Here is a 23,294-nt window from a genome sequence, read left to right on the forward strand (position 1 = left end):
ATGGGCGGCTTCACGCTCACCTCCGAGGCGCCGATGGCCGGCCGCAACACGCTGCGTGTGGACGCCCGCGCGACGCTGCTGGCCGAGGTGCACGATCCGGTGAAGATTCCCGAGTTGCTCGCCTACCCCGCCGTGAAGAGCGGCAAGGTGCTGGTGCTCGGCGAAGGCAGCAACATGCTCATCAAGGGCGACATCGACGGTACCGTGCTCGCCATGGCCAACCGTGGCGTCGAAACCTTCCAGCGCGACGATCGCGTATTGATCCGCGTAGCGGCCGGGGAACGCTGGGACGACTTCGTGCGCTGGTCGCTGGGCCAGGGCTACGCGGGCCTGGAAAACCTGATCCTCATTCCCGGCACGGTCGGTGCCGCGCCGATCCAGAACATTGGCGCGTATGGCGTCGAGGTCGCGGAGTTCATCGATACCGTCGAAGCCTGGGACACGCACGCCCAAGCGTTCGTCGTGCTCGACAAGGCCGCGTGCGCGTTCTCGTATCGCCATTCCAGCTTCAAGCAGCAGGCGGGACGCTGGATCGTGGTGGCCGTAACGTTCGCCCTGCCGCGCGAACGACCGCTGTCGCTGGATTACGCGGGCATCCGCGAAGAGATCCAGAAGATGGGTATCGAACGCCCGACGCCTTACCACGTCGCCGAAGCGGTGGTACGCCTGCGCTCGCGCAAGCTGCCGGATCCGGCGGTGATCGGCAATGCGGGCAGCTTCTTCAAGAATCCCATCGTCGGCCAGCCCAAGGCCGATGCCCTCGCCCTGGCGCATCCGGGCCTGCCCGTGTGGCCGCATGCGGGGGGCACCGCGAAGATATCCGCCGCCTGGCTGATCGAGTCGGCGGGTTTCAAGGGCGAACGCGACGGCGATGCCGGCATGTCCAACCGGCATGCGCTGGTGCTGGTGAACCACGGCAAGGCGACGGGGCCGCAGTTGTGGACCTTTGCACAGAAGGTGATCGCCGGCGTCGAGTCGAAGTTCGGCGTGACGCTTGAGCCCGAACCTTTGGTCATCTGACGACAGGTGCCTCAAATCGCTGTTGTAGGAACGCGCTTGCGCGCGATGGGTCTTGCCGCGAGCACCCATCGCGCGCAAGCGCGCTCCTACAAAAGAAGGGCTGGATCATGTACACGTTTGGGTGCCACGAGAACCTGAACTGTAGGAGCGTGCTTGCACGCGATCCCGCGACAGCGCCACCGAGGGATCGCAGGCATGCTGCCTGGCGTCGCCGTTAGCTGAGCGTACCCAGCCAGGTCAGTTCGGATTCGGAGAATCCCGCCTCGCGACGGGCGTCGAGGTTGAACGGTCCGCGCAGCGAACCGTGCATGTAGTCGTTGAGCAAGGTCGCGAACGTCGCTTCCGGCTCGATGCCGTCGCGTTCGCAGCAATAATGGAACCAGCGCGTGCCCGCGGCGACGTGGGCCACTTCCTCGCGCAGGATCACGTCCAGGATCGCCACCGTGCGGTCATCACCCTGCTTGCGCAGGCGATCCATCATGCCCGGCGTAACGTCGAGGCCGCGCGCTTCCAGTACGCGCGGCACCAGCGCCATGCGCGCGGTGTCGCTGTGCGCCGTCTTTTCGGCCATGTCCCACAGGCCGTTGTGCGCGTCGAAGTCACCGTAGGCGTGGCCCAGCTCGGCCAGTCGCCCGGACAGCATCGTGTAATGCCGAGCCTCATCGTTGGCGCACGATGCCCAGTCGCGATAGTACGCGACAGGCTTGCCCCGGAAGCGATACACCGCGTCCCAGGCCAGGTCGATGGCGTTGAATTCAATATGTGCGATGGCATGCACCAGCGCGGCGCGCCCTTCGGCCGAGCCGAGGCCTCGCTGCGAAAGCTCGCGCGGCGAAACGAGCCGGGGGCGTTCAGGCCGCCCAGGCAGGGCAATCGGCAGCGCGGGCGGCGACGCCTCGTCGGGACGAAGTTCGTCCCGGCACAAGGCGTCCCAGGTGGCGAAGGTCAGCCGGACCTTCTCGGCCGGATCGGCCGCATCGAGGCAACGGCGGGCGGCGGCGTGGAGATCGTGCATGGCGATGGATGGCGGCGCGACGGACGCGCCGCCGGATCCTCAGGCGCTGCGACGCTCGTTCTTGGCCGAATCCGAGCGCATGGTCTCCTGCTGCTGCAGGAAGTCCTTGTCCACGCCCGTGACGTATTCGCCCGAGAAGCAGGAGGTGTCGAAACGCTTCAGGTCGTCGTTGCCATCGGACACGGCCCAGATCAGGTCTTCGAGATCCTGGTAGACCAGCCAGTCGGCACCGAGCGCCTTCTCCACTTCTTCCACCGTACGACCGGCCGCGACCAGTTCGGACGTCGCCGGCATGTCGATGCCGTATACGTTCGGGAAGCGCACCGGCGGCGCGGCGGACGCGAAGTAGACGTTCTTGGCACCGGCATCGCGGGCCATCTGGATGATCTGGCGTGAGGTGGTGCCACGGACGATCGAGTCGTCCACCAGCAGCACGTTCTTCTTGCGGAATTCGAGGTCGATGGCGTTGAGCTTGCGACGCACGGATTTCACGCGCTCGCCCTGCCCCGGCATGATGAATGTGCGACCGATATAACGGTTCTTCACCAGGCCCTCACGCATCGGCACGCCGAGCGCCTGCGCCAGCGAGCTGGCCGCGGTGCGCGACGTATCGGGAATGGGGATCACGGCGTCGATACCATGGTCGGGACCGCGCTCGCGCAGGATCTTCTCAGCCAGCTTCTCGCCCATGCGCAGGCGGGCCTTGTAGACGGAGACGTCCTCCATCATCGAGTCCGGACGCGCGAGGTACACGTATTCGAAGATGCACGGCGTATGCACGGCGCCCTCGGCGCAGCGCTGCGCGTGGAGTTCGCCGCCTTCGGTGACGATCACGGCTTCGCCCGGCGCGATATCGCGCACGCGGTTGAAGCCGAGCACGTCGAGGGCGACGGATTCGGAAGCGATGGCGTACTCGCGGCCGTCGGCGGTGACGCGCTCGCCGAGCACCAGCGGGCGGATGCCGTTCGGGTCGCGGAAGGCGATGAGGCCATAGCCAAGCACCAGCGCAATGCAGGCGTAGCCGCCCTGGGCGCGCGCGTGCACGCGCGAAACCGCCTTGAAGACGTGCTCCGGCGTGAGGTCGCCGCGATCATCCACCTGCAGTTCGTGCGCGAGCACGTTGAGCAGCACTTCCGAGTCGGAATCAGTGTCGATGTGGCGACGATCGTCCTCGAACATCTCGCGACGCAGGGTCTCGGTGTTCACCAGGTTGCCGTTGTGCGCGAACGCGATGCCGTAGGGCGAGTTCACGTAGAACGGCTGGGCTTCTTCCATGCCTTCGGAGCCGGCCGTGGGGTAGCGGCAGTGGCCGAGGCCGATGCGGCCGCGCAGCTTGCTCACGCCCGCCGAGTTGAAGACGTCGCGAACCAGGCCGTTGCCCTTGTGCAGGCGCAGGCGCGCGCCGTCCACGGTGGCGATGCCGGCGGCATCCTGCCCGCGATGTTGCAGGACGGTCAGGCCGTCATACAGGGCCGATGCCACTTCCGTGGTACCGACGATGCCGATGATTCCGCACATGGGAGTTGCCTTCCTAAGGATGAGCCGCCGTGGAGGAGGCGGCAGGTTTAGCGTTGTTGTCTTGGCGCGGGGTCTGGCCGGGGAGCGCCAGGTCGCGGAGTTTCATGAGATCGCCACTGCTGGGGAGCTGGACGTCCGGCATTTTAATGTTCTCGAGCGCCGGCTGGTGCAAATATTGACGAATATTGGGTGGAATCTGCTGGCCGATCCACGCGGCGGGCGCGGCAAACTGGCCCAGCATGGTCGATTGGCGCCACCACGGATCGTTGGGCAGCGGAGTAAAACCAAGCAGGAACACCACGAAGCTCACGATCAGTACGCCACGGGCCAGGCCGAAAAGCATGCCGCACAAGCGATCCGTGCCGCCGAGACCCGTGCTCGACACGAGCCGGGAAACCATGAACCGCACCACCGCGCCGAGCAACAACACGCCGACGAAGCAAAGCCCGTAGCCGATAGCCGCACGGGCCGTGGGAACCGAGACGGTGCCGGCGAAGTAGTTCGACAGCGACGGACCGAACGCCCAGGCCACGCCAAAGGCGACCACCCAGATGACCAGCGATAACACCTCGGAAATGAGGCCTCGCGCGAGGCCGATCAAGACCGAGATGAACAGCACGGCCAGGATCGTGTAATCGGCCCAGTTGTTCATTTGCCCCCTCCCTAGCCTGAATGCCTGTGGCGACGACGGCGCTTAAGGCGCCGTCACCACCACACCGTCGAGGCCGACCTTGGCCTTGATCTGGTCTTTGAGGCGCACCGCATCGTCTCGCTGCGTCTGCGGGCCGGCGCGCACGCGCCAGAGCTTCGCACCGCTGCTGGAGGACACGGTATCGACATAGCCGGAGATGCCGGCGCCACGGAGCTTGTCGCGCAGGCGACCGGCCTCGGCCTCGCTGCTGACGGCCGCAACCTGCACGGCGAAGCCGCCGGCACGCGGGGCGGCGGCAGGCACGGCCGCAGCGGCGGCGGGCGAAGCAGCTGCCGGCTGGGGAGCCGCGGCCGCCGGTTTGGCGGGTGCCGGCACATCGGCGGTGGCCGTCTCGGCCTTGCCCGAAAGCGTGGCCGGCGCACCGGGCACGGCGGCGGTGATCTTCAGGCGGGCGGCCTCGGCGGCGGCGCGGGTCTCGAAGGGACCGGCGTTGACGCGCGTCAGCGCCTTGCCGCCCTGGTTGACCGCCGTCGCGGTGACCGGATAGCCCAGCGCACGCACCTTCTGCACCAGGGCATCCGCCTTGGAGTGGTCGGCGTACGCGCTCAGGTTGATCGAGAAGCTGCCGCGCGCGGCGGTGCCGGGCACCTGTGCCGGTGCGGGCGGCGGCGTGGCGACCGTCGGTGCAGGCGCGGTCGCCACCGGCTTGACCGGCTTCGGCGTGGCGGGAGCCGTGCTCTTCGCGGGGGCCTGGGGCTGGTTGGCGAAGTCTTCCGGCAACGCGTCCGCGGGCTTGCGCGAGGCGATATTCACGGAGGCGACGCGGTCGCTTCCGACCGGCTGGGCGCCGGTGTTGCCGGCCACCGGGGCCGCGGCGGGCTGCGCCGGGCTATTCGCCGACGCCACCGGCTGCGGCGCGGAAACGGCACCGCTGCCGTTCGGGGAGACATCGAGCGTGCGGGCCTGCAGCTCGCGATCGGGGGCCGGGGGAATCTCCAGGCTGACGGTCTGCTCGGTGTCGCCCTTGGGCGGTGCGCTGGAAAAAAGCATCGGCACGAACAGGACCAACAGCGCGATCAGAACAGCGGCACCCAACAGGCGTGTTTTCAAGGAAGGCTCCATACGACCGGCGCAATGCGGATCGTCGCGATTATAACCGTCAAAGGAGCCCCCCGCCGCCCTGCACCTCGAAGGGCGTTCACTTCCCGGAGGATAAGGCGGCGCTCGCGACGAAGAAGGAGCCGAACACCAGTACGGTGTCGTCCTCGCTCGCGGCATCGCGCGCCGCCGCCCAAGCGCTGTCCACGCTCGGGAAGGCCTCCGCTTCTGCGTCGGGCAGCGTCGCCGAAAGACTGGCCATGAGCGCGCCTTCGCCCAGGCCACGTGGCGTGTCGCGATCGAGCGCGGCGAGGTACCAGCGGGCGACGCGCGTGCCGAGCGCGGCGATCACACCGGCAGTGTCTTTGTCCGAAAGCGCGCCATACACCGCGAACACGCGCCCCTTCGGGCGCTCGGCATCGAGCCATTCCGCCAGCGCCCGGGCCGCCTGCGGGTTGTGTCCCACGTCCACGAGCGTCAGCGGCCGTTCGCCGATGCGCTGGAGCCGACCGGACACGCGCACGCGCCGCAACGCGTCGGCGATGGCCGCCGAGGACAGCGACAGTCGATCGCGCAACGCATGCAGCACCGCGATCGCCGTCGCCGCGTTGGCGAACTGCACGGGCGCGTCGAGCGCCGGACGCGGCAGGTCGTGGACGGTTCCGTCGCGATGGCTCCAGCGCCAGCCATCATCGCCCAGCATCTGGACGCTGAAGTCCTGCCCTGCCCGCTTCACCTGCGCACCGATGTCGCGCAGCGCGTCGAGCAGGCCAGCAGGGGGTGCGTCCTCGCCGACGATGGCGGGCCGGTCAGCCCGTGCAATGCCGGCCTTTTCGCGACCGATGCTGTCGCGATCGTTGCCCAGCCAGTCCTGGTGGTCGAGATCGATGGTGGTGATCGCCACGGCGTCCGCGTCCACGATGTTCACCGCGTCAAGGCGCCCGCCAAGGCCCACCTCGAGGATCGCCACGTCCAGCGACGCGCGAGACATCAGATCGATGGCGGCCAGCGTGCCAAATTCGAAATAGGTCTGCGGGATGGCGCCCCGAGCCTCCTCGATGCGCTCGAACGACGCCACCAGCGCCTCGTCGGACGCGTCCTCGCCGAGCAGGCGAATGCGCTCGTTGTAATGGATCAGGTGGGGCGAGGTGTAGCAACCGACGCGGTATCCCGCCTCGCCCAGCATCGCTTCCAGCAACGCGACCGTGGAGCCCTTGCCATTGGTTCCGCCCACCGTGATGACGATGGGCGCGGGCCGGGGCGAGCCCATCGCGCGCCAGACGGCGCCGACGCGATCCAGTCCCATGTCGATGCCGACGGTGTGGACGCTCTCCTGATAGGAAAGCCATTCGGCGAGAGTGCGGGTCATGCGGGGTCCTTGGCGCGGTCGATGCCGCGCATCCAGAAATCGAGGGTGTGTTCGCGAGCAAGCACGTCGCCGTGCTCCTTCCAGGAAAGCGTGCAGGCCATGCCGGCCACGGGCGCGTAGCCGCGCGCATGCCAGAAGGCGTCGTTGGGCCGATACCCCATGGGAGCGCGTGGATCGGCCGGATCGCGTCTCACCGAGCAGAAGGCGGTCCAGCGGAAATCCCCGGCCGAGCGCACGTGCCGCTCACGGGCATCGAAGAAGGCGTGCCCCACGCCTCGGCCGCGCCAGGGCGGCAGCAGCACGGATTCGCCGAAATAGAAGATGTCCTCCAGCGCCATGCCGCGCGCCAGGAAGGGGCTCTGGAAAGCCTCCCCATCGTCGGCCAGCGGGATGCCCGTGGAGGCGCCGACGGCCTCTCCGGCGTCGTTCCGGGCAACCACGCAGACGCTACGGGGTGAACCCGCGTACGCGGCGAGGTACTCTTTCTCATATCCGAAGTCGCCTTCGTAGAGATACGGCCAGTCGCGGAACACCGCGATACGCAACGCGGCGAGTTCCTCGATCACCGGCAGGATGGCGTCGCCCACATGGACGCCGACGGTGATCCCGGGAGTGTGTCGCATGGCGGAAAGCCCAACGAAAGAGGCGTGAAGCTTAATGTTGCAACCGGTCGCGCGCATCCCCTTGGCGCGACCCTTCGAAAGACAAAGGTTTATCGCATGTTCGCGCCGTGGTCCCACCTGGTCGACTGGACGAGCGTCCACGCCATCGTCCCCTTTCTCAGCCTGCTGCATCTCAACGGCCTGGCAGGCGACCCGCGGGAAATCGCCGAGGCGATCCTGATCTCGCTGCTGCAGGTCGGCATCATCGCCTTCCTGTTCCGCCCGCTGGAAACGCTGGCGCCCGCCGAGAAGTGGACCGATCGCAAGCTGACGAAAGTCGACTGGCAATACACGCTCATGATGCTGCTGGGCATCTTCCCGATGTTCAGCTATCTCGTGCTGACGCCGATCAGCAACTATTTCGGCGGCGCCGACGCCTCGCCGGGCGACGAGTCACTGCTGGGCATCGTGCACCTGATCCCGGCACTGAAGGACCATCCGCTGGTCCTTTTCATCGTCTATTACGCGATCTACGACCTCGTCTATTACTGGATGCACCGCCTGCAGCACGCGTTGCCGTGGTGGTGGGCCCTGCACAGCATGCACCACAGCACGCGACAGATGAGCTGCTGGGCGAACGATCGCGGCAGCCTCGTCGACGGCTTCCTGCAATCGATGGTGCTGGCCGGCGTCGGCCTGATCATCGGTGTAGCGCCCACGGAATTCGCGTGGCTGATGCTGCTGGGCGAACTGGTGCAGAACTTCTCGCACGCCAATGTCCGCGTCCGTTTCGGACCGGTGTTCGACCGCCTGCTGGTCTCGCCGAAGTTCCATCGTCTGCATCACATGCTGGTGGATCCGGATCGCCCCGATCTGCACAACTGCAATTTCGGCCAGGTCTTCTCCATCTGGGACGTGGTCTTCGGCACCGCGCTCTATAACGAGCCCATCCGCCCCACCGGCGTGGGTGATCCGATGGTGGACGCGGACAACGACAAGGGCCTGGTGGGCCTGCACTGGGCCGCCTTCCGCCGGTTCTGGGGCGCGGTCACCAGCAAGGCTGGCTGGAAGCTCGGCGACGTCGCCTTCGGCGAGGATTACCGCCCGATCCCGGTGAGCGAGATCGACCTGCACGCGCTTGAGGCCGGGCATGGGGTGAGGCGCAAGTCGGACATCGTGACCGAAGCGCCGGTCCTGCAGGCGGAACAAGCCACCCCGTAGGAGCGCGCTTGCGCGCGATCCAGGCCGCCGCCAGTCCCATCGCGCGCAAGCGCGCTCCTACAGGTGTGATCGTCGCGTCGTAGCGCGCGATGGGGCGGGTGACACGGCTACAATCCGCGCCATGGCCATCCAGAACCCCACCCGTAAAGCCCTTCCCATCGAAGTCCGCGGCAGCGCCGCCCAGCCGCTCGGCATGAGCGCGACGCAGTTCCTGCGCGATTACTGGCAGAAGCGTCCGCTGCTCATCCGCAACGCATTCCCCGACTTCGAGGCCCCGATCGAACCGAACGATCTCGCCGGCCTCGCCTGCGAGGAGGGCGTGCTCGCCCGCCTGATCGTCCATGACGAAAAGCGCGACCGCTGGACGGTGAAGAATGGCCCGTTCGACGAGGCCACCTTCGGCAAGACCCCCAAGCGCGACTGGACCCTCCTGGTGCAGGACGTCGACAAATGGGACGCCGACGTGGCCGCCCTGCTCGACAGCTTCGCGTTCCTGCCCACCTGGCGCGTGGACGACATCATGATCTCCTACGCCGAGGACGGCGGCGGCGTGGGTGCGCACGTCGACCAGTACGACGTCTTCCTGTTGCAGGGCCTGGGCCAACGCCACTGGGCCATCAGCAACGATCCGGATGCCCCACTCGACTTCCGCGACGACGTGGAACTGAAGCAGCTGAAGACCTTCGAGCCCACCCACGAATGGCTGCTCGAGCCGGGCGACATGCTCTACCTGCCCCCGGGAGTGCCCCACGACGGCGTGGCCATCGGCGACTGCATGACCCTCTCACTCGGCATGCGCGCGCCCTCGCAGGCCGAACTGACCGGCGACCTCGCCGACTTCCTCGCCGAGCGCATGCCCGAGGAACTGCGCTACACCGACCCCGACCTCGCCCCGGCCAAGCGCGCCGGCGAGATCGATTCGGCCGCGCTCAACCGCGTGCGCCAGGCCGTGCCCTTCGCCAGCGCGCTCGACCGCGACCTGCTGGCCGACTGGTTCGGCCGTTTCATCACCCGCTACCGCAACGCCCAGGACGCCGTCGCCCCGCCGAAGGCCACCACGGCGGCCGCGCTGGACAAATCCCTGGAAGGCGGCGCCAGCTTCGTCCGCCACCCGTATGCCCGGATCGCCTGGATACGCGGCAAGAAGGACGCCACGCTCTATGTGAGCGGCCATGCCTACGAATGCCCGGTGGACCTGGCCGAGCGCCTGGCCGGCGAACGCGACCTCGCCTTCGACGCCCTGCTCCCGGCCGCCGCACGGACCGTCCTGCTTGCCCTGGTAAACGACGGCCACCTCGCCGTCCGCAAGGGTCGCCGCCGGTGACCGAGCCGGCGGACACGCGCCTCTCGGCCGGGGATCGCACCGGCCTGGAAGCCGCCCATGTCCGCCTGCTCGCCGGGGCCCGGCACCGGGCTTGCCTTTACCTGCCGGTACTCGAACCCGGCATGCTCGAAAGCGAGGCGGCGCTGGCCGAACTGCGTCGCCTCGCGACGAGCGGCCGGCAGGCCCGTATCCGCCTGCTGACCCACGACGCCAACCGCGCCCATCGCGACGGCCACCGCCTGCTCGCCCTCGCCCAGCGCCTGCCTACGGCGATCGGCATTCGCGTGCCTACCGACGAAACCCACCTGCGCTACGGATCGGCCTTTGTCACCGACGAGGCCAGTGCGTTTCTGTTCAGGAGCGTGGCCACCCGCTACGAGGCCGAAGGCGACCTCGACCGCCCCGGTGAGACCTCTCGCCTGACGGCGTATTTCGACGAAGTCTGGGAGCGGGCCGAGCCAGCGTGGGAGATAAGACCACTCGGTATTTGACCTTCGTCGAATATCCGCAAATGGGTTGGCGCGCCGCAGCAGGCCGGGGCTATAATTAACGGATTCTTAGTGCCGCGGGGACCGTCCCCACATGTACCCCGCGACAACCCGCCCTTCCCGTGTGCCGGTGGTGACGTGAGCGCAAACCTGATCCGCGAGTTTTCCGAATCTTCCCAACTCGCCGGCGGAAACGCCGATTACGTAGAGCAAGTCTACGAAGCCTGGCTAGCCGATTCCGGCTCGGTCACGGCCGAATGGGATGCCTATTTCAAGTCCTTCAAGGGCCGTGAGGCGGGCGACGTTCCGCACTCCGAAGCCATTGCCCGCATCGAGGCCGCGCAGAAACAGCGCCGGACCGCCGGTGCCGCCGTGGCCGGCCCGGTCGACGACGCGTATGCGCGCAAGCAGGCCGGCGTGCTTCGCCTGCTCACCGCCTACCGTTCGCGCGGCCACCTGGGCGCCCAGCTCGATCCGCTCGGCCTGACCCAGCCCGACGTGGACGCCCCCGATCTCGGCCTCGCCTTCCACGGCCTGTCCGACGCCGATCTCGACACCGAGTTCGACGCCGGCACCTTCGCCGGTGGCGGCAAGCGCCTGAAGCTGCGCGACCTGCTCGCGACGCTCAAGAAGATCTACGCCGGCACCGTCGACGCCGAGTTCATGTACATCTCCGACTACGAGCAGCGCTCGTGGATCTACTCGCGCCTGGAAAAGGCCGCGGGCAATCCCGGCCTGCAGAAGACCGAAAAGGTCCGCGTGCTCGAGGCGCTCACCGCGGCCGAAGGCCTCGAGCGTTACCTGCACACCAAGTACGTCGGCCAGAAGCGCTTCTCGCTCGAGGGTGGCGACAGCCTGATCCCGATGGTCGACGACGTCGTCCGCGCCGCCGGCGACAACGGCGTCAAGGAAGTCGTGATCGGCATGGCCCACCGCGGCCGCCTCAACGTGCTGGTCAACATCCTCGGCAAGGCCCCCTCGCAGCTCTTCAACGAGTTCGAAGGCAAGTTCGAGCACGACGACAGCCCGATCCACACGGGCGACGTGAAGTACCACATGGGCTTCTCCGCCGACGTCAAGACGCCCAACGGCGGCGTGCACGTCGCGCTGGCGTTCAACCCGTCGCACCTGGAGATCGTCAACCCCGTGGTGGCCGGCTCGGTGCATGCGCGCCAGTGCCGTCGCCGCGACACCGCCCGCGAGAAGTCGCTGGCCGTGCTGATCCACGGTGACGCCGCCTTCGCAGGCCAGGGCGTCAACATGGAGCTCCTGCAGATGTCGCAGGCCCGTGGCTTCGCCATCGGCGGCACGCTGCACCTGGTGGTCAACAACCAGGTCGGCTTCACCACGTCCAAGCGCGAAGACTCCCGTTCCACGCTGTACTGCACCGACCTGGCCAAGATGGTCAACGCGCCGGTCTTCCACGTGAACGGCGACGACCCGGAAGCCGTGATCCAGGTCACCCGCCTGACCTACGAGTTCCGCAAGCAGTTCAAGAAGGACGTGGTCATCGACCTCGTCTGCTACCGCCGCCACGGCCACAACGAGGCCGACGAGCCGGCAGCCACGCAGCCGCTCATGTACCAGGTGATCCGCAAGCGCCCCACCACGCGCGACCTCTACGCGCAGGCGCTGGTCAAGGAATCCGCCATCGGTGCCGACGACGGCCAGAAGATGCTCGACGATTACCGCGGCCGCCTCGAAAAGGGCGCCTCGCTGATCGCCATCGACCCGAACCCGCAGCGTGACATCGCCGTCGACTGGGCCCGCTTCCAGGGCAACAAGCTGTCGATGGAAGTGAACACGGGCGTGTCCCGCGAGGTCATGGGCAAGGTGCTCGACACCCTGCTGAACATCCCGTCCAACGTCACCCTGCACGCGCGCGTCGCCAAGATCTACGACGACCGTCGCAAGATGGCCTCGGGCGAGCTGCCGGGCGACTGGGGCTTCGCCGAGAACCTCGCCTACGGCACGCTCATCGCCGAAGGCAACGACCTGCGCGTCGTAGGCCAGGACGCCGGCCGTGGCACGTTCTTCCACCGCCATGCGGTGCTGCACGACCAGAACAGCGACGACACTTACATGCCGTTGCAGAAGATCCGCGAGGGCGCGCGCGTCGACGTCATCGACTCACTGCTCTCCGAAGAAGCCGTCATGGCCTTCGAATACGGCGAAGCCACCACCTCGCCCGACCAGCTCACGATCTGGGAAGGCCAGTTCGGCGACTTCGCCAACGGCGCCCAGGTGGTGATCGACCAGTTCATCAGCTCCGGCGAAGCGAAGTGGGACCGCCTCTGCGGCCTCGCCCTCTTCCTGCCGCATGGCTACGAAGGCCAGGGCCCGGAGCACTCCTCCGCGCGCCTCGAGCGCTTCCTGCAGCTGTGCGCGCTCGACAACATGCAGGTCTGCGTGCCGACCACCCCGGCCCAGGCGTTCCACATGATTCGCCGCCAGCAGGTGCGCCCGGTGCGCAAGCCGCTGATCGTGATGACGCCGAAGTCGCTGCTCCGCCACAAGCTGGCCGTGTCCTCGCTCGACGAGCTGGCCAACGGCAAGTTCCAGCTGGTGATCGGCGAACATCGCGACGTGGCCGCCAAGAAGGTCAAGCGTGTCGTGCTCTGCTCGGGCAAGGTCTACTACGACCTGCTGGAAGACGCCGAGAAGCGCGGCCTCAACGACGTGGCCATCGTCCGCGTCGAGCAGCTCTACCCGTTCCCGCGCCCCGAAGTCACTGCCGAGCTCGAGAAGTACCCCGCCGCGAAGGAAGTGGTGTGGTGCCAGGAAGAGCCGATGAACCAGGGCGCCTGGTTCCAGATCCGCCACCACCTGCAGGCCTGCATCAACGCGAAGCAGAGCCTGTCGTACGCAGGTCGCAACCGCTCGCCGTCGCCGGCTGCGGGCCACCTCAACACCCATATCGCCGAACAGACGGCGCTCGTCGAGCAGGCGCTCGTCGCGCCGGTCGGCACCGATCACGCAGCGGAGTAAGACAAGCATGTCCATCGAAGTCAAAGTACCGGTCCTGCCCGAGTCGGTCTCCGACGCGCTCATCGCCACTTGGCACAAGAAGGCCGGTGACGCCGTCAAGCGCGACGAAAACCTGCTCGACCTGGAAACCGACAAGGTCGTCCTCGAAGTTCCGGCCCCGGTCGACGGCGTGCTCAAGGAAATCAAGTTCGCAGAAGGTTCCACGGTCACCAGCAGCCAGGTCATCGCCGTGATCGAGGAAGGCGCTGCCGCCGCACCTCCGGTCAAGACTCCTGAGCCCATCGATACCTCGGTGGCCGAAAAGGGTTCTAAGCCGACGCCGCCGGTTCATACTCCGGCCCCGATTGACCTTTCTCAGACCAAGGCCGTCGACGAGCTCTCCCCCGCCGGCCGCCGCGTCGCCGTGGAAGAAAACATCGATCCGTCCAAGGTCGCCGGCACTGGCCGCGATGGCCGCGTGACCAAGGAAGACCTGGTCAACGCCTCGAAGGGCGGTTCCGCCCCGGCCGCCGCCGCTCCCGCCGCCAAGCCCACCCCGGGTTCGCGTCCGGAAGAGCGCGTGCCGATGACCCGCATCCGCACCCGCATCGCCGAGCGCCTGATGCAGTCAAAGAACTCGATCGCGATGCTCACCTCGTTCAACGAAGTGAACCTCGCCGAGGTCGTGAAGCTGCGCAAGAGCCTGGGCGAGCAGTTCGAGAAGAGCAACGGCGTCAAGCTGGGCTTCATGAGCTTCTTCGTGAAGGCCGCCACCGAAGCCCTCAAGCGCTACCCGGTCATCAACGCCTCGGTCGATGGCAGCGACATCATCTATCACGGCTACCAGGACATCTCGATCGCCGTGTCGACCGACAAGGGCCTGGTCACGCCGGTGTTGCGCGACGTGCAGGACATGTCGTTCGCCGACGTCGAGAAGGGCATCCTCGGTTACGCCAAGAAGGCCCGTGACGGCAAGCTCGGCCTGGATGACCTCCAGGGCGGCACCTTCACCATCACCAACGGCGGCACCTTCGGTTCGCTGCTCTCCACCCCCATCGTGAACCCGCCGCAGAGCGCCATCCTCGGCATGCACACGATCAAGGAGCGCCCGGTCGTCGAGAACGGCCAGGTGGTGGCCGCCCCGATGATGTACATCGCGCTGTCCTACGACCACCGCATCATCGACGGCCGCGACGCCGTGCTGTTCCTGGTCGACATCAAGAACCAGCTCGAAAACCCGCAGCGCATGCTGCTCGGCCTGTAATGGCCGGTTGAAGGCCTATGTGAACACGGGAGTCGAAAGACTCCCGTTTTCATGTTCCGCCCCCATATTCCCCGGTAGCACATACCGTTGTTTCATCCGGAGCTAAGGAAATGAGCGAGAAGTTCGACGTCATCGTCATCGGTGCAGGCCCCGCGGGCTATGTGGCCGCGATCCGCGCCGCGCAGCTGGGTCTGAAGACCGCCATCATCGACGCCTTCGTCGGCAAGGACGGCAAGGCCGCCCCGGGCGGCACCTGCCTCAACGTGGGCTGCATCCCCTCCAAGGCGCTGCTGGACTCCTCCAAGCAGTTCCACAACCTGACGCACAACTTCAAGGATCACGGCATCACCGCCGAGAACCCGAAGATCGACATCGCGACCTTCATCGGCCGCAAGGACAAGATCGTCAAGCAGTTCACTGGTGGCGTCGGCCAGCTGCTCAAGGCGAACAAGATCACCTCGTACTTCGGCAAGGGCAAGCTGCTCAAGGGCAACGAAGTCGAAGTCAGCGGCCATGACGGCAGCAAGCAGACGATCTCGGCCACCAACGTCATCCTCGCCTCGGGCTCGGTGCCCATCGAGCTGCCGTTCGCCAAGTTCGACAACACGCACATCATCGACAACACCGGCGCGCTCGACCTGCCGGCCGTGCCGAAGCGCCTGGGCGTGATCGGCGCCGGCGTGATCGGCCTCGAGCTGGGCAGCGTGTGGAAGCGCCTCGGCGCCGAGGTCACCATCCTCGAAGCCCTGCCGAAGTTCCTCCAGGTCGCCGACCAGGACATCGCCAAGGTCGCCGCGCGCGAGTTCGCCAAGCAGGGCCTGGACATCAAGGTCAACGCCAAGGTCACCAAGGCCGAGATCAAGGGTGACGAAGTCCACCTCACCTACACCGACAAGGACGGCGCCGAGCAGAACCTCGTCGTCGACAAGCTCCTGGTCGCCGTGGGCCGTCGCGCCTACACCGACGGCCTGCTGGCCGACGACACCGGCGTGAAGCTCGACGAGCGCGGCCGCATCGTGGTCGATGCGCACAACCACACCGGCGTGGACGGCGTCTGGGCGATCGGCGATGCCGTGCGCGGCCCGATGCTTGCCCACAAGGGTTCGGAAGAAGGCGTCATGGTCGCCGAGCTCATCGCTGGCAAGCCGGGTCACGTCAACCTCGACACGGTGCCCTGGGTCATCTACACCGAGCCGGAAATCTCCTGGGTCGGCAAGACCGAAGAGCAGCTCAAGGAAGAGGGCGTGCCCTACCGCACCGGTTCCTTCCCGTTCTCGGTCAACGGCCGTGCCGTGGCGATGAACGAAGGCGTCGGCCAGGTGAAGGTGATCGCCCACGCGGAAACCGATCGCATCCTCGGCGTCCACATGGTCGGCCCGGTCGTCTCCGAGCTGATCCACGAGTGCGTCGTGGCGATGGAGTTCAAGGGCTCGTCCGAAGACCTCGCCCGCATCGTGCACGCCCACCCGGCGCTGTCCGAAGTGGTACACGAGGCCGCCCTCGCGGTCGACAAGCGCGCCATCCACAAGGGCAACTGATCGCCCTGTTGGCAAAAGCCCGTCCATGCGCAAGCATGGGCGGGCTTTGTCGTTTTCGGGGACGCGATGGTGTCTTTGTAGGAGCGCGCTTGCGCGCGATCGCGCGCAAGCGCGCTCCTACAAACACATCGAGAGGTCCCGACCATGCGCAACATCCAATCCCTCTGCGTCTACTGCGGTTCCAGCAGCGGCTCGCATCCGGCCTATGTCGAGGCCGCGACGGCCTTCGGCACGCGGCTCGCGAAGGAAGGCATCGCCCTCGTTTACGGCGGTGGCAAGGTCGGCCTGATGGGCACGGTGGCCGATGCCGTGCTCGCCGCCGGCGGTCGCGTGATCGGCGTGATCCCGCGTCAGTTGGTCGAGAAGGAAGTCGCCCATCCCGGCCTCACCGAGATGCACGTCGTCGAGACGATGCACCAGCGCAAGACGCGCATGTACGAGCTGTCCGAGGCCTTCGTCGCCCTGCCCGGCGGCTTCGGCACCATGGACGAGATGTTCGAGATGCTCACCTGGGCGCAGCTCGGCCTGCATACCTATCCCTGCGCCTACCTCGACGTGCGCGGCTTCTATAGCCAGTTGGCAGCCACCATGGACCACATGGTCGGCGAGGGCTTCGTCAAGAAGATCCAGCGCGACCAAGTCTGGTTCGGCGAAAGCATCGACGCCCTCTTCGATTGGATGAAGCACTACGAGTCCACGTACACCCCGAAGTGGATCACGCCGAGCGCCGTCGACAGCCAGTGAGGCGTCCCATGCAGCCGTTCCGTGCGTTTCGCATCCACCAGGACGACGCCGGCCACCGCGCCGGCATCGAGACCATCGCCCTCGACGACTTGACGGCCGGCGAGGTGGTCATCCGCGCCGAATGGTCGTCGGTGAACTACAAAGACGCCCTCGCAGGGACGGGCAAGGGCCGCATTCTTCGCCGCTTCCCGCTCAACGGCGGCATTGATGTCGCAGGCGTGGTGGCGGCCTCCACGTCGCCCGCGTTCCGCGAAGGCGACAGGGTGCTTGCCACCGGCTGTGGCCTGTCCGAGACGCTGGACGGCGGCTATGCCGACTACGTGCGCCTGCCTGCCTCGGCGGTAGTCGCCCTACCCGACACGCTGACCACGCGCGAGGCGATGATCATCGGCACCGCCGGCTACACGGCGGCCCTGGCGCTGCTGCGCATGACGGACAACCGGCAGACACCCACCAAGGGCCCGATTGCGATCACCGGCGCCACGGGTGGCGTCGGCATGCTGGGCATCGACATCTTCAGCGGTGCCGGGTACGAGGTGCACGCCATCAGCGGCAAGCGCGATCGCTTCGATACCTTGCGCCAACTCGGCGCAAGCACCTGCGTGGATCGCCACGAACTGGCCTTCGGCGACAAACCGCTGGAATCGGCGCGCTACGGCGGCCTGCTGGACAACGTCGGCGGCCGTACGCTCGCCGGCTTGCTGCCTTGTATCGTGCCCTATGGCAACGCCGCCATCTGCGGCAATGCGGGCGGTCCGGAGCTATCCACCACCGTGCTGCCCTTCATCCTTCGCGGCGTCGGCCTGCTGGGCGTGGCCTCGGCCGGCAGTCCGCGCGATATTCGCGAGGAGGTCTGGCGCCGTCTTGCGGGTGATTGGCGGCCGCGCCATCTCGACACCATCTGCACGCGGGACGTCGGTCTGGACGAGGTCCATGGCGTTTTCGACACCATGCTGGCGGGTGAATCCTTCGGCCGGACGGTGGTGCGGATCGCCCCCTAGGAGATTCCGACATTGCGACGTCGGCCGCGGCCGGTAGAATGGCCTCGCCGGAAGCGCATCGCGTGACGGGTTTTCGTCACCATGGCTAAAGATAAGAACACATCGGGCACTGTCCCGGGGGAAAGTGAATGGCTCGTATCCTGATCGTCGACGATTCGCCGTCGCAGTTGCTGGGCATCAAGCGCATCGTTGAAAAGCTGGGCCATGAGGCCATCACGGCGGAAGACGGCGCCCAGGGCGTCGAGGTCGCCAAGCGCGAACTGCCCGACCTCATCCTGATGGACGTGGTCATGCCCAACCTCAACGGTTTCCAGGCCACCCGCACCATCGCCAAGGAAGAAACCACCAAGCACATCCCGATCATCCTGGTCACCACGAAGGACCAGGACACCGACAAGGTATGGGGCCTGCGCCAAGGCGCGAAGGACTACGTGACCAAGCCGATCAAGGAAGACGAGCTGGTGAAGGCGCTGAAGGCGCACTTGCCCGCCTGAACCCGACATACCGTTGTAGGAGCGCGCTTGCGCGCGATGCGGGTCGCGGCGAGCACCCATCGCGCGCAAGCGCGTTCCTACAGATCAGTCAGCGCCTCGGATCGAAATCCTCGAACGCGTCCTGGAACTCCGCGTAGGCGGCCTGTTCCTCATGCGTCTCGGGTACCGGCACCCGAATCTCTAGAACGACGATCTGGTCGCCCGGCTCCGAGCCCGGCAGGCCACGCCCCTTCAGGCGCAGCTTGCGGCCCGACTGCGTGCCTGCGGGGATGCGCAGGTCCACATGCCCACCGAGGGTCGGCACGGGCACCGTGGCGCCCAGGGCCGCCTCCCAGGGCGAAATCGGCAAGGTATGCGTCACCGTGCGGCCTTCCAGCCGGAAGCGCGCGTCGTCGCGGATGGCGATCTCCAGCAACAGGTCGCCCGAGGGGCCGCCACCGGCACCCGGGTGCCCCTGCCCGCCCAGGCGGATCGTCTGGCCAGAGGTGATACCCGCGGGGATCTTCACCTCGAGCACACGCTCGCCGCCCGACGAATCGTTCAGCACCACCCGCGTCTTGCCGCCGTTGTAGGCGGTCTGCAGGTCGGTCTCGATCTTGGCCTGGATATCACGGCCCCGGCGCGCCTGCGCCTGCTGCTGACCCCGTCCACGCGCACCGCCACCGCCGAACAGGCTTTCGAAGAAGTCACTGAAATCACCGTTGCCCCGGCCACCCATGTCGCCGAAATCGAAACCGCCATCCTGGCCCCAGCCCGGCGGCGGCCGGAACTGTTCGCCCTGGCGATAGCCGCCGGCGCGGAACTGGTCGTAGGCACGACGTTTTTCGGGATCCTTCAAGGCCTCGTTGGCCTCGTTGACCGCCTTGAATTTTTCCTCGGCACCCAGCTCCTTGTTCTTGTCCGGATGGTATTTACGGGCAAGCTTGCGATACGCCGCCTTGATGTCGGCGTCGCTGGCGTCGGGCTTGACCCCGAGGGTCTCGTAGTAATCCTTGAACTCCACAGGCTCTCCCGCGCTTGTGTCGATAAACCAAAAACGAAAGACCCGCGGTGGACCTATCCACCGCGGGCCAGGCTTGCAAGCTTAGACCGAATCAGCCCGCGGCGTTGATCGCGATGCGACGCGGTGCGCTCTGCGCTTTCTTCGGAATCGCGATCTCCAGCACGCCATGCCGGCCCGCGGCGGTGATGCCATCGGCGTCGGCGCTTTCCGGAAGCGTGAAGCTGCGCTTGAACGCACCTGCCACGCGCTCGACGCGAGCGTACTTGCCTTCGGCCTCACTGGTATAGGCCTTTCGCTCGCCCTTGATGCTCAGCACGTTCTTGTCCATCTGGATTTCAATATCGGCCAGGTCGACACCCGGCACGTCGGCGAGGATCAGGAAGCGGCCGTCTTCTTCACGAATGTCGACGCGCGGTGCCCAGGCGGATTCGGGCGCGGCGGTGGGCGCGGCGATCTCGCTACCGAAGAAGTGATCGAACACATTGCGCAGGTCGGCGCCGAGGGCCGGCGAGCGACGGAAAGCGACATGACGAAGCTGGTTCATCTGTTTGACTCCAAAGAAGTTTTCCGGCCCCTCGGCCGTCTGAGGTCAAACATATGAGCGCCCGATCGCGATTCAAGGGGGCGATCGATCCAGTTGCCGTCGCTTCAGCTTAACCGGGCTCGCTTACACTGCGCGCTTTCCCCAAGAGGCTCATCCTCATGACCATCGCCGTTGGTGAACGCATTCCCGAAGCTTCCGTCAGCATCTACAAGGATGGCATCCAGTTCGTCAGCGCACGCGAGGTGCTCGGCGAAGGCAAGGTCGTGCTCTTCGCGGTGCCTGGCGCGTTCACGCCCACCTGCTCCAACAAGCATCTTCCGGGTTACATCCAGCACATCGAGGATTTCCGCACGCGTGGCGTGAAGGTCGCCTGCCTGTCGGTCAATGATCCCTTCGTGATGGAGGCCTGGGGCAAGGAGCGCGGCATTCCCGACGATATGGCGCTCCTGGCCGACGGCAACGCCACGTTCACCCGTGCCCTCGGCCTCGAACTCGATGGTACGAAGAATGGCATGGGTATCCGTGCGAAGCGCTTCGCCATGCACATCGTCGATGGCGTGGTGAAGGTGCTGAACGTGGAGGCGCCGGGCGAGTTCAAGGTGTCGTCCGCCGAGGCGATGCTCGAAGCCGTCGAGGCCTGACCTGTATCTGTAGGAGCGCGCTTGCGCGCGATCGCGCGCAAGCGCGCTCCTACAAGAGCATTGCAAAAAAAACCCGCCTTTCGGCGGGTTTTTTCATCAGGCTTCCGGCGACTCGTTGTCGTCGGCGACCGGACCGGATTCCACCGGCGGTGCATCGGCCGCCGCTTCTCCGTTCAGCGTTTCGCCTTCACCCTCGATCTCTTCTTCGGCTTCCAGGCGAACGACACCGATCAGGGTCTCGTCCTTCGGCAACTTGATGAGCGTGACGCCCTGCGTGTTGCGGCTCACCTGGGCGACCTCGGAAACGCGGGTACGCACGAGGGTGCCCTGGTCGGAGATCAGCATCAGCTGCTGGGTCTCGGTGACCTGTGTGGCGGCGACGAGGTTGCCGTTGCGCTCGGAGCACTGGATGCCGATGACGCCCTGCGTGCCGCGCCCCTTCTTCGGGAAATCCTCGAGCACGGTGCGCTTGCCGAAGCCACGCGCCGTGGCGGTGAGGATGTCACCGTCGCCGTGGGCGACGATGAGCGACACCACCGTAGCGTCATCCGCCAGCAGCATGCCGCGCACGCCGGTCGCGGTGCGGCCCATGGAGCGCACCTTGTTCTCGTCGAAACGCACGACCTTGCCGTTGGACGCGAACAGGAGCACGTCGCTTTCGCCGTTGGTCATGGCCACATCGACCAGCGCATCGCCCTCGTCGAGATTGATGGCGGCCTTGCCCTTCTGCAGCTGGAACTCGAACTCGGTGAGCGGGGTCTTCTTGACCGTGCCCTTGCGGGTGGCGAAGAAGACGTAGCACGTCGGATCGTAGTCGCGGATGGGCAACACGGCCTGCACCTTCTCGCCCTCGCCCAGCGGCAACAGGTTCACGATGGGCTTGCCACGCGCACCCGGGCCGGCTTCCGGCATCTGGTACACCTTGAGCCAGTAGACGCGACCGGTGCTGGTGAAGGTGAGCAGCGTGTCATGGGTGTTCACCACCCACAGCTGCTGCACCACATCCTCGTCCTTCAGCGCCGACGCCGAACGGCCCTTGCCGCCGCGCTTCTGCGCACGGTACAGGCTGGCGGCCTGACGCTTCACGTAACCGGTGTGCGAGAGCGTGACCACGACGTCTTCCGGCGCGATTAGGTCGAGGACGTTGAGGTCTTCCTGCGAGTGCTGAATCTCGGTGCGACGCGCGTCGCCGTAGTCTGTGCGGATCTGCTCCAGCTCTTCGCGGATGACTTCGAGCAGGCGCACCGGATTTTCGAGGATCTCGATGAGCTCGCCGATGACCTTGAGGATCTCGCGGTACTCGTCGGAGAGTTTTTCCTGCTCCAGGCCGGTGAGGCGATGCAGACGCATCTGCAGGATTTCGGTGGCCTGGGCTTCGGACAGCTGGTAGCCGCCGTCGCTGAGACCGTCACGCGGATCCATGTCTTCCGGACGCGAGGCTTCGGCACCCGTGGCAGCCAGCAGCGAGCGGACCATGCCCGGCTCCCACTTGCGGGCGACCATGCGCTCGCGCGCTTCCTGCGAGGAGTTCGAGGTGCGGATCAGCTCGATCATCTCGTCGATGTTGGCGAGCGCGACCGTCAGGCCTTCGAGGATATGGGCGCGCTGGCGGGCCTTGCGCAGTTCGAAGATGGTGCGGCGGGTAACGACTTCGCGACGATGGCGGATGAACGCCTCAAGGATGTCCTTGAGGTTCAGCAGCTTCGGCTGGCCGTCGAGCAGCGCGACCATGTTGATGCCGAAGGTGACCTGGAGCTGCGTCTGCTGGAACAGGTTGTTCAGCACCACATCGCCCATGGCATCGCGGCGGATCTCGATGACCACGCGCATGCCGTCCTTGTCGGACTCGTCGCGCAGCTCGCTGATGCCTTCGAGTTTCTTTTCCTTGACCAGCTCGGCGATCTTCTCGATCAGACGCGCCTTGTTCACCTGGTACGGCAGCTCGTGGACGATGATCGTCTCGCGGCCGTTGGCTTCGGTCTCGATCTCGGCGCGTGCGCGCACGAGAATGCGGCCGCGACCGGTGCGGTAGGCCTCGATGATGCCCGACGAGCCGTTGATGATGCCGGCGGTGGGGAAATCAGGGCCCGGGATGTGGGTCATCAGCTCGTCGACGCCCAGCGAAGGCTCCTCGATGAGGGCCAGCGTGGCGTTGATGACCTCGGTCATGTTGTGCGGCGGAATGTTCGTCGCCATGCCCACCGCGATGCCGGCGGAACCGTTGACGAGCAGGTTCGGCACGCGGGTGGGAAGCACCAGCGGCTCGCTCTCGCTTTCGTCGTAGTTCGGTCCGAAGTCGACGGTTTCCTTGTCGATGTCGGCGAGCAGCTCGTGCGTGAGGCGCGCCATGCGCACCTCGGTGTATCGCATGGCTGCCGCGTTGTCGCCGTCCACCGAACCGAAGTTGCCCTGGCCGTCGACCAGCATGTAGCGCAGCGAGAACGGCTGCGCCATGCGGACGATGGTGTCGTACACGGAGGCGTCGCCATGCGGATGGTATTTACCGATGACGTCACCGACGACGCGCGCCGACTTCTTGTAGGGCTTGTTCCAGGCGTTGCCCAGCTCGTTCATCGCGAACAGCACGCGTCGGTGCACCGGCTTCAGGCCGTCACGCACATCGGGCAGCGCGCGCCCGACGATGACGCTCATCGCGTAGTCGAGATAGCTCTGGCGCATCTCGTCTTCGATGTTGACGCGGATGACTTCTTTGGCGAGTTCTGCCATCAATCGGCTTCCTGGAAAATCCGTGAAAATGCCCCCGTCGACCGCCAACTGCCGCGGCATCGCG

General features: G+C 66.4%; 20 protein-coding genes. 11 read left to right on the top strand and 9 right to left on the bottom strand.

The features are described from left to right. Window positions 1–1,020 (top strand): UDP-N-acetylmuramate dehydrogenase, encoded by a 1,020-nt coding sequence (murB, locus tag GAK28_RS04865; RefSeq protein WP_291776031.1) that lies wholly within the window; start codon window positions 1–3, stop codon window positions 1,018–1,020. Window positions 1,021–1,234: 214 nt separating this feature from the next. Here murB and GAK28_RS04870 read toward each other — a convergent pair whose 3' ends face one another. The 6 genes from GAK28_RS04870 to GAK28_RS04895 all read right to left on the bottom strand — a co-directional run bounded on the left by GAK28_RS04870 (window position 1,235) and on the right by GAK28_RS04895 (window position 7,295). Next, on the bottom strand, window positions 1,235–2,035 hold the full coding sequence (locus GAK28_RS04870; protein ID WP_291775822.1) for a ferritin-like domain-containing protein: 801 nt from the start codon (window positions 2,033–2,035) through the stop codon (window positions 1,235–1,237). Between the two features lie 39 nt (window positions 2,036–2,074). Continuing rightward, window positions 2,075–3,553, bottom strand: a complete 1,479-nt coding sequence (gene purF, locus GAK28_RS04875) for an amidophosphoribosyltransferase (RefSeq protein WP_291775825.1) — start codon at window positions 3,551–3,553, stop codon at window positions 2,075–2,077. A 13-nt stretch (window positions 3,554–3,566) separates the two neighbouring features. Beyond that, window positions 3,567–4,205 carry a CvpA family protein gene (locus GAK28_RS04880; RefSeq protein ID WP_291775828.1) on the bottom strand — a complete coding sequence of 213 codons (639 nt, stop codon included), beginning with the start codon at window positions 4,203–4,205 and terminating at the stop codon, window positions 3,567–3,569. 42 nt (window positions 4,206–4,247) lie between these two features. Beyond that, window positions 4,248–5,315, bottom strand: coding sequence for an SPOR domain-containing protein (locus GAK28_RS04885; protein ID WP_291775830.1), 1,068 nt, complete (start codon window positions 5,313–5,315; stop codon window positions 4,248–4,250). 88 nt (window positions 5,316–5,403) lie between these two features. Beyond that, window positions 5,404–6,672 (bottom strand): bifunctional tetrahydrofolate synthase/dihydrofolate synthase, encoded by a 1,269-nt coding sequence (gene folC, locus GAK28_RS04890; RefSeq protein ID WP_291775831.1) that lies wholly within the window; start codon window positions 6,670–6,672, stop codon window positions 5,404–5,406. Next, window positions 6,669–7,295 carry a GNAT family N-acetyltransferase gene (locus GAK28_RS04895; RefSeq protein WP_291775833.1) on the bottom strand — a complete coding sequence of 209 codons (627 nt, stop codon included), beginning with the start codon at window positions 7,293–7,295 and terminating at the stop codon, window positions 6,669–6,671. The genes folC and GAK28_RS04895 overlap by 4 nt, the downstream gene beginning before the upstream one ends. Before the next feature lie 96 nt (window positions 7,296–7,391). Between GAK28_RS04895 and GAK28_RS04900 the strand changes: the two genes are divergently transcribed. The 9 genes from GAK28_RS04900 to pilH all read left to right on the top strand — a co-directional run bounded on the left by GAK28_RS04900 (window position 7,392) and on the right by pilH (window position 18,315). After that, window positions 7,392–8,495 carry a sterol desaturase family protein gene (locus GAK28_RS04900; RefSeq protein WP_291775835.1) on the top strand — a complete coding sequence of 368 codons (1,104 nt, stop codon included), beginning with the start codon at window positions 7,392–7,394 and terminating at the stop codon, window positions 8,493–8,495. A gap of 121 nt (window positions 8,496–8,616) precedes the next feature. Further along, a complete protein-coding gene (locus GAK28_RS04905) occupies window positions 8,617–9,819 on the top strand; it encodes a cupin domain-containing protein (protein WP_291775836.1) in 1,203 nt (400 codons plus the stop codon). After that, a complete protein-coding gene (locus GAK28_RS04910; RefSeq protein WP_291775838.1) occupies window positions 9,816–10,310 on the top strand; it encodes a hypothetical protein in 495 nt (164 codons plus the stop codon). The genes GAK28_RS04905 and GAK28_RS04910 overlap by 4 nt, the downstream gene beginning before the upstream one ends. A gap of 135 nt (window positions 10,311–10,445) precedes the next feature. After that, on the top strand, window positions 10,446–13,295 hold the full coding sequence (locus tag GAK28_RS04915; protein WP_291775840.1) for a 2-oxoglutarate dehydrogenase E1 component: 2,850 nt from the start codon (window positions 10,446–10,448) through the stop codon (window positions 13,293–13,295). A 7-nt stretch (window positions 13,296–13,302) separates the two neighbouring features. After that, window positions 13,303–14,538 carry a 2-oxoglutarate dehydrogenase complex dihydrolipoyllysine-residue succinyltransferase gene (odhB, locus tag GAK28_RS04920; RefSeq protein WP_291775842.1) on the top strand — a complete coding sequence of 412 codons (1,236 nt, stop codon included), beginning with the start codon at window positions 13,303–13,305 and terminating at the stop codon, window positions 14,536–14,538. A 110-nt stretch (window positions 14,539–14,648) separates the two neighbouring features. Then, complete coding sequence (gene lpdA / locus GAK28_RS04925) at window positions 14,649–16,076, top strand: dihydrolipoyl dehydrogenase (protein ID WP_291775844.1); 1,428 nt, start codon at window positions 14,649–14,651, stop codon at window positions 16,074–16,076. A 144-nt stretch (window positions 16,077–16,220) separates the two neighbouring features. Then, window positions 16,221–16,820 carry a TIGR00730 family Rossman fold protein gene (locus GAK28_RS04930; protein WP_291775847.1) on the top strand — a complete coding sequence of 200 codons (600 nt, stop codon included), beginning with the start codon at window positions 16,221–16,223 and terminating at the stop codon, window positions 16,818–16,820. An 8-nt stretch (window positions 16,821–16,828) separates the two neighbouring features. Then, window positions 16,829–17,821, top strand: coding sequence for an acryloyl-CoA reductase (locus GAK28_RS04935; RefSeq protein WP_291775848.1), 993 nt, complete (start codon window positions 16,829–16,831; stop codon window positions 17,819–17,821). 128 nt (window positions 17,822–17,949) lie between these two features. After that, window positions 17,950–18,315 carry a twitching motility response regulator PilH gene (gene pilH / locus GAK28_RS04940; RefSeq protein ID WP_291775849.1) on the top strand — a complete coding sequence of 122 codons (366 nt, stop codon included), beginning with the start codon at window positions 17,950–17,952 and terminating at the stop codon, window positions 18,313–18,315. 88 nt (window positions 18,316–18,403) lie between these two features. Here the strand turns inward: pilH and GAK28_RS04945 are convergent, their stop codons facing one another. Continuing rightward, a complete protein-coding gene (locus GAK28_RS04945) occupies window positions 18,404–19,318 on the bottom strand; it encodes a DnaJ C-terminal domain-containing protein (RefSeq protein WP_291775850.1) in 915 nt (304 codons plus the stop codon). A 91-nt stretch (window positions 19,319–19,409) separates the two neighbouring features. Next, on the bottom strand, window positions 19,410–19,862 hold the full coding sequence (locus tag GAK28_RS04950) for an Hsp20/alpha crystallin family protein (RefSeq protein WP_291775852.1): 453 nt from the start codon (window positions 19,860–19,862) through the stop codon (window positions 19,410–19,412). Window positions 19,863–20,020: 158 nt separating this feature from the next. Between GAK28_RS04950 and GAK28_RS04955 the strand changes: the two genes are divergently transcribed. Continuing rightward, the gene (locus GAK28_RS04955) at window positions 20,021–20,503 is read left to right on the top strand and encodes a peroxiredoxin (RefSeq protein WP_291775855.1); all 483 of its coding nucleotides are present in this window, start codon (window positions 20,021–20,023) and stop codon (window positions 20,501–20,503) included. Window positions 20,504–20,599: 96 nt separating this feature from the next. Here the strand turns inward: GAK28_RS04955 and gyrA are convergent, their stop codons facing one another. Continuing rightward, on the bottom strand, window positions 20,600–23,230 hold the full coding sequence (gene gyrA, locus GAK28_RS04960; protein WP_291775857.1) for a DNA gyrase subunit A: 2,631 nt from the start codon (window positions 23,228–23,230) through the stop codon (window positions 20,600–20,602). Window positions 23,231–23,294 lie beyond the last annotated feature (64 nt).

Source organism: Luteibacter sp. (assembly GCF_009912395.1).
Lineage (GTDB): Bacteria > Pseudomonadota > Gammaproteobacteria > Xanthomonadales > Rhodanobacteraceae > Luteibacter.

What these genes read in the sequence shown, in the direction of transcription:
- murB (WP_291776031.1), top strand. Translation starts at nt 1, where the DNA reads ATGGGCGGCTTCACGCTCACCTCCGAGGCGCCGATGGCCGGCCGCAAC.
- GAK28_RS04870 (WP_291775822.1), bottom strand. Translation starts at nt 2,035, where the DNA reads ATGCACGATCTCCACGCCGCCGCCCGCCGTTGCCTCGATGCGGCCGAT.
- purF (WP_291775825.1), bottom strand. Translation starts at nt 3,553, where the DNA reads ATGTGCGGAATCATCGGCATCGTCGGTACCACGGAAGTGGCATCGGCC.
- GAK28_RS04880 (WP_291775828.1), bottom strand. Translation starts at nt 4,205, where the DNA reads ATGAACAACTGGGCCGATTACACGATCCTGGCCGTGCTGTTCATCTCG.
- folC (WP_291775831.1), bottom strand. Translation starts at nt 6,672, where the DNA reads ATGACCCGCACTCTCGCCGAATGGCTTTCCTATCAGGAGAGCGTCCAC.
- GAK28_RS04895 (WP_291775833.1), bottom strand. Translation starts at nt 7,295, where the DNA reads ATGCGACACACTCCCGGGATCACCGTCGGCGTCCATGTGGGCGACGCC.
- GAK28_RS04900 (WP_291775835.1), top strand. Translation starts at nt 7,392, where the DNA reads ATGTTCGCGCCGTGGTCCCACCTGGTCGACTGGACGAGCGTCCACGCC.
- GAK28_RS04905 (WP_291775836.1), top strand. Translation starts at nt 8,617, where the DNA reads ATGGCCATCCAGAACCCCACCCGTAAAGCCCTTCCCATCGAAGTCCGC.
- odhB (WP_291775842.1), top strand. Translation starts at nt 13,303, where the DNA reads ATGTCCATCGAAGTCAAAGTACCGGTCCTGCCCGAGTCGGTCTCCGAC.
- lpdA (WP_291775844.1), top strand. Translation starts at nt 14,649, where the DNA reads ATGAGCGAGAAGTTCGACGTCATCGTCATCGGTGCAGGCCCCGCGGGC.
- GAK28_RS04930 (WP_291775847.1), top strand. Translation starts at nt 16,221, where the DNA reads ATGCGCAACATCCAATCCCTCTGCGTCTACTGCGGTTCCAGCAGCGGC.
- GAK28_RS04935 (WP_291775848.1), top strand. Translation starts at nt 16,829, where the DNA reads ATGCAGCCGTTCCGTGCGTTTCGCATCCACCAGGACGACGCCGGCCAC.
- pilH (WP_291775849.1), top strand. Translation starts at nt 17,950, where the DNA reads ATGGCTCGTATCCTGATCGTCGACGATTCGCCGTCGCAGTTGCTGGGC.
- GAK28_RS04950 (WP_291775852.1), bottom strand. Translation starts at nt 19,862, where the DNA reads ATGAACCAGCTTCGTCATGTCGCTTTCCGTCGCTCGCCGGCCCTCGGC.
- GAK28_RS04955 (WP_291775855.1), top strand. Translation starts at nt 20,021, where the DNA reads ATGACCATCGCCGTTGGTGAACGCATTCCCGAAGCTTCCGTCAGCATC.
- gyrA (WP_291775857.1), bottom strand. Translation starts at nt 23,230, where the DNA reads ATGGCAGAACTCGCCAAAGAAGTCATCCGCGTCAACATCGAAGACGAG.